Origin of the sequence: Phenylobacterium sp. (assembly GCF_035276905.1) — a bacterium.
In the GTDB taxonomy this organism is placed as follows: Bacteria; Pseudomonadota; Alphaproteobacteria; order Caulobacterales; family Caulobacteraceae; genus Phenylobacterium.
This window is the reverse complement of the sequence record NZ_DATELG010000279.1, coordinates 1-8498: the sequence shown is the minus strand read 5'-3', so window position 1 is coordinate 8498 and position 8498 is coordinate 1. Positions and strand designations below refer to the sequence as shown.

The following is an 8498-nucleotide window of genomic DNA, read 5'->3' as shown; positions in this document are numbered from 1 at the left end:
CGGGCCCGGGCCGCGCCGGCGCTCTCGCCGCGGCCGATCGCCAGGACGCGCCGCGCGGCGTGGTCGAAGGCCAGCAGCGCGTCGTAGCGGGCGCAGGCGAGGTCCGGCCAGCCGTCGTGGCGCGCGAGGCCCAATGGCTCGAACCGATCGCCCAGCTCGTAACAGAAGAGGCCGGCGACCCCGCCCTGGAACGGCGGCCCCTGCGGATCGGCCGGAGCGTGGCCCCCGACGAGATCCGCCAGGACCGCGAGGGGATCGCCTGGATCCTCGCCGGCGAGGACGCAGGTCTGCGCAGGTTCGGCCCCGACGTAGGACCAGCCGGCGCCGTCGGCGCCGCTCATCAGGCCGATCGTCCACGGCCGGTCGCCGAGCGCGGCCAGCACCTCGGCCGGCTCGCGCCAGGGTGCTTCGAGAAAGGCCGCCGTTCGCATGGGGCCGCCATAGCGCAGGGCCGGCTTCGAGCCTAGGCGCCGTTTCCGGGGGGCCGTCCGCCCGGAACCTGCGACTTTAAGGTTTGCATTCCGACGATGGCGCCCATGTATGATGGCGACCGAGTCTCGGAGGCCGACGCCAGCATGTCGACAGCGCTCATCGGCGCCGAACTGGAAAGCAGGATCGCCAGCAACCTCTTCGCGAGCCTGGCCTCCGCGGCGCGTCACGACCAGCCCTATCGCAACTGGCGCCTGCAGGGCGTCTTCCCGGAGCCGGTGGCGCGCGAACTCGCCGCGCTGCCGTTCGGGCCGGTCGAGCTGGGCGGGGTCTCGGGCCGCCGCGAGCTGCACAACGACGCGCGCCAGTATTTCGCCGCGGAGGTGCTGGACGCCCACCCCGTGGCCCGCGAGGTGGCCCAGGGCTTCCAGTCCCCGGCCGTGGTCCGCGCCTTCGCCGAGGCGACCGGCGCCAATCTCGACGGGACCTATGTGCGCATCGAGTACGCCGTCGACCAGGACGGCTTCTGGCTGGAGCCGCACACCGACCTCGGGGTCAAGGCCCTGACCCTGCTCACCCAGCTGCCCGCCGAGGGGCAGGAGGATCTCGGGACCGACATCTACGGCGGGCCGGGCGACTGGCGCGAGCGGTCGGCCTTCGAGTGGAACGGGGCGCTGCTGTTCATCCCCTCCGACCGCACCTGGCACGGCTTCGAGCGGCGCCCCATCCGGGGCATCCGCCGCACGGTGATCGTCAACTACGTCACCGAAGAATGGCGCGCCCGCGAGCAGCTGGCGTTTCCGCAAAGCCCGGTCACGTCTCGATAGCCGCCGAGCCAAGCGCTAGCCGGCGCGGCAGAAGACGCCATGGCCCGCATCGAGCCCGTCACCGACCCGCGCGACCCGCGCATCGAGCCCTACCGCGCGATCCGCGAGCGCGACCTGGTCGGGCGCGAGGGCCTGTTCGTCGCCGAGGGACGGGTGGTGCTGGAGAAGCTGGCGTCCGCCGGCCTGCACCCGATCCGCTCGCTCCTGATCGCCAAGGCGCGGCTGGCCAGCCTGGAGGCCTTGCTGGACGGGCTGCCAGCCGAGGTTCCGGCCTACGTCGCCGACCAGGCGGTCATGGACGCCGTCGCGGGTTTTCCGATGCATCGCGGCGTCCTGGCGATCGGCGAGCGGCGGGCGACGAGCGCCGAAGCGCTGCTGGCCGGCCTTGCGCCCAGCGCCCTGGTCGTCGCGCTGAGCGCCATCGCCAACCACGACAACATGGGCGGAATCTTCCGCAACGCCGCCGCCTTCGGGGCCGACGCGGTGCTGTTGGATGCGGCCTGCTGCGACCCGCTCTATCGTAAGGCCATCCGCGTCTCGGTCGGCGCAGCGCTGATCACGCCCTTCGCCCGGCTGGCGGCGGGCCAGGATCTTTTGGGAATGCTCGACGCCGCGGGCTTCGAGACCGTGGCGCTGTCGCCACGCGGGGACGTCGAGCTTGGCGATCTGGCTTGTGGCCCGCGGACAGCCGCCGTCTTCGGCGCCGAGGGCCCGGGGCTGGATCCCGAGCTCCTGGCGCGCAGCCGGTCGGTGCGCATCGGGATGGCGCGCGGCTTCGACTCTCTGAACGTGGCGACGACCAGCGGCCTGGTCCTTTACCAGTTAAGCAAACACCGTTCTTTCGAAAGGCCCGCTTAACCTCGGCCGTTCAAATTGCCAGCTAAGTATTGCGCGCCGGGGGCCCGTGCACACCAAGCCTGAAGACACGGACGCAGCGCCGACCAAGGCGTTTGCGGAGCTGGAGCGATCCGGCCCGGTCTTCGATCGCGTGCGTCGCCTGGCCGGTGCGCTGTTCGGGGGCGACCAGCGGAACTCGGTGATCGTGATCGTCGCCGGCGGGGACCGGCGGCGACGGGATCTGGCGGCGTCCCCGAGGATCACGCCCGGCGCGCGCTGGGTTGTCGAGCATGGTGAAGCGCTCTGGGTGGAGGACGTCCGGGCCGAACCGCTGTTCGCCGGGTGCGCGGCGCCGGACGGCCGTCGGCCGACGCGCTGCTACGTCGCCGCCCCGATCCGGCTGGACGACGGCTCGGTTCCCGGCGTCCTGGCGGTCGGCGGCTCGGAGCCAAGGCCCTACGACCCGAGCCTGGCGGACCGGCTGCAGGATCTCGCCGATTTCGTCGCCGACGAATGGAAGCGCCGGAGCGCCGCCCGGCCCGGCGCGGTGCAGGACGTCGCCAAGCGCAAGGCCCAGGAGCAGGCGCTGATCCAGGCCAGGGACGAGGCCGAGGCCGCCAATCGGGCCAAAAGCGCCTTCCTGGCGACGGTCAGCCACGAGATCCGCACGCCGCTGAACGGCCTCCTGGGCATGGCCCAGGCGATGGCCCGCGGGCCTCTGGAGCCTGTCCAGCGCGAGCGGCTGGACATCATCCGCCAGTCGGGGGAGGGGTTGCTCGCCATCCTCAACGAGGTGCTGGACCTGTCGAAGATCGAGGCCGGCAAGCTGACGCTCGAAGACGGCGAGTTCGACGTCGTCGAGCTTGCCGAGGCGGCCTGCGCGACCTTCCGGGCGGTGGCCGAGGGCAAGGACCTCAGCCTGGCGCTCAAGGTCTCGCCATCGGCCCGCAGCGTCTATCGCGGCGACCCGATGCGGGTGCGCCAGATCGTCTACAACCTGGTCGGCAATGCGCTGAAGTTCACCGACCGGGGCGGGGTGACGATCGCTGTGGCGCGGCGCGGCGCGGCCCTGCTGCTGCAGGTGCGCGACACCGGCATCGGCATGACCGCCGAGCAGCAGGCCAATCTGTTCCGGGCCTTCGAGCAGGCCGAGACCTCCACCACCCGCCGCTACGGCGGCACAGGCCTGGGGTTGGCCATCTGCCGCGACCTCGTGGAGCTGATGGGCGGCCGCATCCGGGCGCGGAGCGCGCCTGGCCGCGGCAGCCGTTTCCTCGTCAGCCTGCCGCTGCCGAAGCTCGAGCCCGAGCAGCGCGCAGCGCCTGCGCCGGCGCCGATCGAGGAGCCGGCCGAACTCGACCGGCCGATCAGGGTGCTGGCGGCCGAGGATAACAAAGTCAACCAGCTGGTGCTGAAGACCCTCCTGAACCAGGTCAGCGTCGATCCCGTCATCGTCGGCGACGGCCGCGCGGCGGTCGAGGCCTGGGCGCGCGAACCCTGGGACCTGATCCTCATGGACGTACAGATGCCGGTGATGGACGGGCCGGCCGCGACCCAGGAGATCCGCGCCCGCGAACAGGCCGAGGGCCGTGCGCGCACGCCCATCGTGGCGCTCACCGCCAACGCCATGGAGGACCAGGTCGCCAGGTACCGCGCCGCCGGCATGGACGATTTCGTCGCCAAGCCGATCGCCGCCAGCCGCCTGTTCGCCGCCCTCCAGGCGGCCCTCGACGCCGCGGCCGAGGCGGGCGCGGCGGAAGCCGCCTAGAGGCAGACCGCCCCTCGGGGTAAAGCGGTCGCCCGTTCAGGCCGCCCGTTCGCCGAAGGCGTAGCCGGAGATCACCACATCCATCGCCACGTCGCGGAAGGCGTGGCGCGCCGGCTCGCCCTCGGCGGCGCCGGCGGCGACGAACAGCGGCGCGAGGTGCTCCTCGCGCGGGTGCGCCTCGCGGGCATAGGGACCTTGCGACCAGTGGCGGATGGCTTGGTCGCGGCGGTCCGGGTCGGTCATCGCCCGCGACAGCCAGGTGTCGAAGGCCTCGGACTTGGCGGTGAAGGCCGGGGTGAAGCCGCGCATGTTGTGCCAGCTCATGCCGGAGCCGACGATCAGGACGCCTTCGTCGCGCAGGGGCGCCAGCGCGCGGCCCGCGGCGAGGTGGACCTCCGGGTCGAGGCTGGACTGCAGCGACAGCTGCACGACGGGAACGTCAGCCTCTGGCAGGACCAGCTTCAGGGGGATGAAGACGCCGTGGTCCCAGCCGCGCTCCGCATCCTCGGCCGCGGGCAGGCCCGCCGCGCCCAAGAGGTCGCGCACGCGCGCCGCCAGCGCCGGCGCGCCCGGGGCGTCGTACCGCAGGCGGTAGGTCTCCTCCGGGAAGCCGTAGTAGTCGTAGATCAACGGCGGCCGCTCGGCGGAGCCGACGGTGAACGCCGGCTCCTCCCAATGGCCGGAGACCACCAGGAGGGCCTTCGGCCGCTCGGGCAGGGTCGAGATCAGCCCGGTCAGCCAGTCGGCGGTCTTGTCCCAGGTGTCCGCCGGCCCGCGCGTCCACTCCATGAAGAAGCAGGGACCGGCCCCGTGGGGGATGAAGTAGGTGGGCAGGCGCATGGCGGGGCTCCAATGATTTTCCGGCTCAGGCCGCCTGGTCGATGGTCTTCTCGATCCAGTCGGCGAAGGTCTGGGTGAAGGTCCGCAGGAACTCGGCCGTGGATTCGTTGGTCAGCTCGCCGCTCTCGCCGAACAGGCTGAAGGCGCCGCCGATGTAGGCCTCGTGCTGCAGCACCGGCATGTTCAGGAAGACCAGCGACTGGCGCAGGTGATGGTTGGCGCCGAAGCCGCCGATGGCGCCCGGCGAGACGCTGACGACGGCGGTGGGCTTGCCGTTCCAGCTGCTCTGGCCATAGGGCCTGGACCCCACGTCGATGGCGTTCTTCAGATTGCCCGGAACGGAGCGGTTGTACTCCGGCGTGGCGAACAGCACCGCGTCGGCCGCCCGGATGCGCTCGCGGAAGGCGACCCAGGCCGCCGGCGGATCGGCCTCGACGTCCTGGTCGTAGAGCGGCAGGTCGCCGGTCGGGACCTCGTCGAACTTCAGGTGGGTCGGGGCCAGCGCCTCGATGGCGCGGGCGACCTTGCGGGTCACGGAGTCCTTGCGGAGGCTGCCGACGACGACGGCGACGGTGCGGGGCTGCGGCATGGGAGATCCTTGTTCCGACGTTGGCGAGGCAAAATGGACTGCGCTGCGCTGTTGATAATCCCGCTGCGGCGCAGCACTGCTTTTCCGAACAGGAAAGAGTCTCTGTGGATCGACTCGACGAGATCAACGCGTTCATCGCCGTTGCGGACGCGCGCAGCTTCACCCAGGCGGCGCGTCGGCTCGACGTCTCCTCGGCCCAGGTCTCCAAGCTGGTGGCGCGCCTGGAGAACCGGCTGGGCGCGCGCCTGCTCAACCGCACCACGCGCGACGTCTCGCTGACCGACACCGGCCGCGCCTTCCTGGAGCGGGCCCGGGTGATCGTCGACGACTTCCAGTCCCTGGAAAGTTCGGTGCGCGAGGAGGACGGCCCGCGCGGCCTCTTGAGGATCTCCGCGCCGGTCACCTTCGGGGCGGCCGAGCTGACGCCCGCGCTGCTGGCCTTCGCGGCGGCCTATCCCGAGGTCTCGCTCGACGTCTCCTCCTCCGACCGGATGGTGAACCTGGTGGAGGAGGGCTTCGACGTCGCGGTGCGCATCGGCCAGCTGGTCGACTCCTCCCTGGTGGCGCGCAAGCTGGCGGCGGTGCGGATGGTGACCTGCGCCGCGCCGGAGTACCTGGCCCGGGCGGGAACGCCCGCGACGCTCGACCAGCTCGCCGGCCATCAGGCGATCATCGACACCAACCTCGCAGACCCGACGCTGTGGCGGTTCGGCGTGAACGGCCAGCCGCGGGACGTGCGCATGCAGGGCCGGCTGCGCTTCTCCGGCGCCCAGGCCTGCGTGGCGGCGGCCGTAGCCGGCTTCGGAGTCGCCCGCGCCCCCGCCTTCGCGGCCGCCGACGAGCTGCGGGCCGGCCGCCTGGCGGCGCTGCTCTGTGAGTTGGAGCCGGAACAGATCTACGTGCACGCGGTCTATCCGCACGCCCGCCACCTGGCGCCCAAGGTGCGCGCCTTCGTCGACTTCCTGGCCCGGCGCTATGCGGGCGAGCCCGAGTGGCACAAGGGTTGGCGCTGACTGGAGCCTGACGCATGACGCCGCGCGCGCAAGACGGACCCGACAGCCTCGTCCGCTATGTCCAGAAGGTGCTGATCGCCGTGGCGGTCGCAGCCCTGGCGCTGCTCGCCTTCCACTGGCGTCATGTCTTCCTGCTGGCGTTCGGGGCGATGCTGGTGGCCCTGGTCCTGCGCTCGGTCGCCGATCCGATCCGGCGGCGCACGCCGCTCAGCGCCGGCGCCTCGCTGGGCGTGGCGGTGCTGGGGGCCGCAGTGATCCTCGTCGCGCTGGCCTGGTTCGTCGGCGCCCAGGTGATGCGCCAGCTCAACCAGCTCGGCGTGGTGCTGCCGGCCGCCTGGGACATCGCCCAGCGCCAGATCGGCGCCTTCGCCGCCGGCCGCTGGCTGCTGGGCCGGCTGCACGACGCCACCGGCGCGCCGATCGCGGGCCTGGGGCCGCTGGCCGGCCGGATCGGCCACGCCACGGGGGTCGGCGTCCAGGCGATCGGCGAGTTCGTCGTGGTGCTGGTGGCCGGCGTCTACTTCGCCGCCCAGCCCAGGCTCTACCGGGACGGCCTGCTCAAGCTTGCGCCGCCGTCCTGGCGCGCACGGCTGACCGCGGCGGTCGACGCCTGCGCGGCCTCGTTGCGCAAGTGGCTGCTGGGCGCGGGCGTGGCCATGCTGGCGATGGGAGCGCTGACGACGATCGGGGCCATGCTGCTCGGCCTGCCGGCGCCGGTGGCGCTGGGGCTGCTGAGCGGCCTGGCCGAGTTCGTGCCGATCGTCGGCGCAGTGGTCGCCGCCGTGCCCGGCGTGCTGCTGGCGGCGACGCTCGGGCCGATGACGGTCGTCTGGACCGTGGTCTTCTACGTCGCCATCCACCAGTTCGAGGGGCAGCTCCTGATCCCGCTGATCCAGCGCCGGGTGGTGGCGGTGCCGCCGGCGCTGACCCTGTTCTCGGTGGTGGGCTTCGGCGTCCTGTTCGGCGTCACCGGCGTGGTGTTCGCCACGCCGCTGGCGGTGGTGGTGCTGGTCCTGATCCGGCGGCTCTATCTGCACGAAGGCGAGGAAGCGCCCGTCGAGGCCTGATCAGGCGGAGGCGGTCAGCGCCTCGCGGACCATGCATAGCGCAACCTCCAGCGCGCGCAGCCGCAGGGCCCGCGGCCCACGTCGCCGAACCGCTCGACCCGGTGGCGCGTCGCGCGTCCCCGGTACGCGCAGGCGAAGTGCACCAGGCCGGCCTCGCCGGGCGCACCCTCCGCGAAGCCGGTGACGGAGACGGCGACCTGGGCGCGGGAATGGGCGAGAGCGCCTTCGGCCATCGCCCGCGCCGCGCGCTCCGAAACCGCCCCATCGCGCTGCAGCACCTCCACCGGCACGCCGAGCATCTCGTGCTTGGCCTCGTGCGTGTAGGTGACGAAGCCGCGTTCGAAGGCGTGCGAGCGGCCGGGGATGTCGGTGAGCAGGGAGGCCAGCAGCCCGCCGGTGCAGCTCTCGGCCGTCGCCAGCATAAGGCCGCGATCCTCGGCCTCGTGCAGCACCCGCTGGGCGAGCTCGTCGACAGCGGGTGGAATGGCGCCGTCGAGGGCTTCGGCCATGTCGCGTCTCCGATCCGATGCGTCGTCCGTTGATGAACCGTGCGGTCCGGCGCCGGTTCCGCTTGATTTTCCCGGCCGGACCCGCTGGTTAGCGGCATGTCTTCAAAACCGACGGTGACGGTGGCTGGGGCGGGCGCGCTGGGACTCAGCTGCGCTCTGGCGTTGGCGGACGCCGGTTTCGCGGTGACGGTCTGCGATCCGGCCGAGCCCTTCGCCAACGCCTCCGGCGTCGCCGGCGGGATGCTGGCGCCGGTCTTCGAGGCGGTGATGGATCCCGAGGCCGCCCCTCACTTCGACCTGCTGCTGGCCGCACGTGATCTCTGGCCGGCGCTGGAGGCGCGCAGCGGCGTTCGGCTGGACCGCGCCGGCGCGCTGGCGGCAGGACGCGGCGCGTGGCTGCAGAACGTCGCCGCCCGCCTCTCGCGGCTGGGCGTGCATCCGACCGAGATCCCCCATCAAACGGCGTGCGCCCTGGCCCGGGGGCTGACCGAGGACGTCGACGGCGCGATTTTGAACCGCGAAGACTGGCGGCTCGACGCGCGGCCGGCGCTGCAGGGCCTGCGCGCCGCGGCCGCGGCCGCGGGCGTCGCGTTCCGCAGGGAAGCTGTGACCGAACGTG

At 72.5% G+C, this 8498-nt stretch carries 9 protein-coding genes and 1 pseudogene; 6 read left to right on the top strand and 4 right to left on the bottom strand.

The window, feature by feature from the left end; all coding sequences use genetic code 11:
* A pseudogene (locus VJS38_RS13090) lies at positions 1–431 on the bottom strand (aminodeoxychorismate synthase component I); the annotation flags it as partial.
* A 144-nt stretch (positions 432–575) separates the two neighbouring features.
* Here VJS38_RS13090 and VJS38_RS13085 point away from each other — a divergent pair.
* Genes VJS38_RS13085 through VJS38_RS13075 form a run of 3 tightly spaced genes read left to right on the top strand, consistent with a single transcriptional unit; the run spans position 576 to position 3861 of the window.
* On the top strand, positions 576–1256 hold the full coding sequence (locus VJS38_RS13085; RefSeq protein WP_324088590.1) for a hypothetical protein: 681 nt from the start codon (positions 576–578) through the stop codon (positions 1254–1256).
* Between the two features lie 39 nt (positions 1257–1295).
* Positions 1296–2114: an RNA methyltransferase gene (locus VJS38_RS13080; protein WP_324088589.1), complete on the top strand. Its 819-nt coding sequence runs from the start codon at positions 1296–1298 to the stop codon at positions 2112–2114.
* A gap of 46 nt (positions 2115–2160) precedes the next feature.
* Positions 2161–3861, top strand: a complete 1701-nt coding sequence (locus VJS38_RS13075; protein ID WP_324088588.1) for a GAF domain-containing hybrid sensor histidine kinase/response regulator — start codon at positions 2161–2163, stop codon at positions 3859–3861.
* A 36-nt stretch (positions 3862–3897) separates the two neighbouring features.
* On the opposite strand, the gene VJS38_RS13070 is transcribed toward VJS38_RS13075, so the two are convergent.
* Both VJS38_RS13070 and VJS38_RS13065 read right to left on the bottom strand, forming a co-directional pair.
* A complete protein-coding gene (locus tag VJS38_RS13070) occupies positions 3898–4701 on the bottom strand; it encodes a class III extradiol ring-cleavage dioxygenase (protein ID WP_324088587.1) in 804 nt (267 codons plus the stop codon).
* Positions 4702–4726: 25 nt separating this feature from the next.
* Positions 4727–5290: an NADPH-dependent FMN reductase gene (locus VJS38_RS13065; protein ID WP_324088586.1), complete on the bottom strand. Its 564-nt coding sequence runs from the start codon at positions 5288–5290 to the stop codon at positions 4727–4729.
* Between the two features lie 104 nt (positions 5291–5394).
* Between VJS38_RS13065 and VJS38_RS13060 the strand changes: the two genes are divergently transcribed.
* On the top strand, positions 5395–6303 hold the full coding sequence (locus VJS38_RS13060; protein WP_324088585.1) for a LysR family transcriptional regulator: 909 nt from the start codon (positions 5395–5397) through the stop codon (positions 6301–6303).
* A 14-nt stretch (positions 6304–6317) separates the two neighbouring features.
* Positions 6318–7370, top strand: a complete 1053-nt coding sequence (locus VJS38_RS13055; RefSeq protein WP_324088584.1) for an AI-2E family transporter — start codon at positions 6318–6320, stop codon at positions 7368–7370.
* Between the two features lie 14 nt (positions 7371–7384).
* On the opposite strand, the gene VJS38_RS13050 is transcribed toward VJS38_RS13055, so the two are convergent.
* Positions 7385–7879: a CinA family protein gene (locus VJS38_RS13050; protein ID WP_324088583.1), complete on the bottom strand. Its 495-nt coding sequence runs from the start codon at positions 7877–7879 to the stop codon at positions 7385–7387.
* A gap of 96 nt (positions 7880–7975) precedes the next feature.
* Here VJS38_RS13050 and VJS38_RS13045 point away from each other — a divergent pair.
* On the top strand, positions 7976–8498 hold a 523-nt coding region (locus VJS38_RS13045; RefSeq protein WP_324088582.1), incomplete at its 3' end, for an FAD-dependent oxidoreductase.

Coding starts and splice junctions, on each gene's coding strand:
- VJS38_RS13085 (WP_324088590.1), top strand. CDS start 576: ATGTCGACAGCGCTCATCGGCGCCGAACTGGAAAGCAGGATCGCCAGC.
- VJS38_RS13080 (WP_324088589.1), top strand. CDS start 1,296: ATGGCCCGCATCGAGCCCGTCACCGACCCGCGCGACCCGCGCATCGAG.
- VJS38_RS13070 (WP_324088587.1), bottom strand. CDS start 4,701: ATGCGCCTGCCCACCTACTTCATCCCCCACGGGGCCGGTCCCTGCTTC.
- VJS38_RS13065 (WP_324088586.1), bottom strand. CDS start 5,290: ATGCCGCAGCCCCGCACCGTCGCCGTCGTCGTCGGCAGCCTCCGCAAG.
- VJS38_RS13055 (WP_324088584.1), top strand. CDS start 6,318: ATGACGCCGCGCGCGCAAGACGGACCCGACAGCCTCGTCCGCTATGTC.
- VJS38_RS13050 (WP_324088583.1), bottom strand. CDS start 7,879: ATGGCCGAAGCCCTCGACGGCGCCATTCCACCCGCTGTCGACGAGCTC.